Origin of the sequence: Endozoicomonas acroporae, assembly GCF_002864045.1 — a bacterium.
GTDB classification, from domain to species: Bacteria; Pseudomonadota; Gammaproteobacteria; order Pseudomonadales; family Endozoicomonadaceae; genus Endozoicomonas; species Endozoicomonas acroporae.
Genome location: NZ_PJPV01000178.1, coordinates 1 through 1022 on the forward strand (window position 1 = coordinate 1; position 1022 = coordinate 1022).

The 1022-nt window shown below is 50.8% G+C and carries 2 protein-coding genes and 1 pseudogene; all 3 read right to left on the minus strand.

Annotated features, from left to right (window positions below; genetic code table 11):
* The coding region (locus CX664_RS27275) for a hypothetical protein (RefSeq protein ID WP_219622277.1) at positions 1-183 on the minus strand (183 nt) is incomplete at its 3' end.
* Between the two features lie 123 nt (positions 184-306).
* Positions 307-580, minus strand: a pseudogene (locus CX664_RS23205) (transposase domain-containing protein); the annotation flags it as partial.
* Positions 580-1022: hypothetical protein (locus tag CX664_RS23210; protein ID WP_180966604.1), on the minus strand; the 443-nt coding region annotated here is incomplete at its 5' end. The pseudogene CX664_RS23205 and the gene CX664_RS23210, both read right to left, overlap by 1 nt.

The following is a 1022-nucleotide window of genomic DNA, read 5'->3' on the forward strand; positions in this document are numbered from 1 at the left end:
TTCAGATTGCAGTTGATGCGGTGGAAATGTTCCAGTGCTCGTTGTTGTCTGTTCCACCTGGTAACCTGACATGGATCGCTTTCTTTCTTGTTTTCGGCTGTTTGCTGGCTGGTGCCTTCCGGCTTCAGTGGATGTTAACGGGGATGCCGTGTCTGCGGTTACTGAGGAGGAAGGTGTCTGCATGGTTTTTTCGGGGATTACCTGTTTCCAATTGGAGAATCGTCTGGGGATGACAACAATAGAACTGACTTGGTAAGCCCGGTAAAGTTCCAGGCAGTCGGTATCAGGGAAGGCTGACCTGTTTTGTCAGGCAGTCTGGCTGTGAGATGTGTTACGGGATAGCGCACCGCTGGCTTTTACATTCCAGGGCAGGAGTGCTTCCAGCTTCTCAACCGTATCCGCATACGGCAGTTCCTCCAGTACGTAACAAAGGTACTCGAAAGGCTCCAGTCCATTGGCTTTGGCACTTTCGATCAGGCTGTAATAAATGGCGCTGGCCCCGGACGCCATCAGGGGTATCGGCAAACAGCCAGTTGCGGCGTCCCACAGTCAAGGGGCGAATGGCATTCTTAATGCATATCACAGCCCTTGCAGGAACTCTTCCATCCAGTCATCGTTGTTGACCAGTTCTGACTCTGTCGCCAATGAATCCAATGTCGCCAATGAATCCAAATCCCATTCCACTATTTCATCAAGCCCAAGTGGGTCTCTTCTCCTTTTCTCGCTGGCTTCAGTCCATTCTTTCCGTGTTTCTGAATCCACTGCGTAGCTCATTTTGCAGATAGCAGTGCTTAATTCAACATAAGTCATTCGGCTTCGGTGGGGTTCCAGCAGTTCAAGTTCTGCATTTCCCAATTCGCGAAAACGGTCCAGAGCTTCCATTGCCGCGTCAAAGTTAGATAGCGGCCCTTGAATGCGACTGTTGGCAACCTGGTGCCCTTGAGTTGGTATGCTTGCCCTTGCTGGAAGTCCTTGCTGAGGGATTGAGGTTACTACTGGCGTTTTTGCTGCCTCAATCCGTT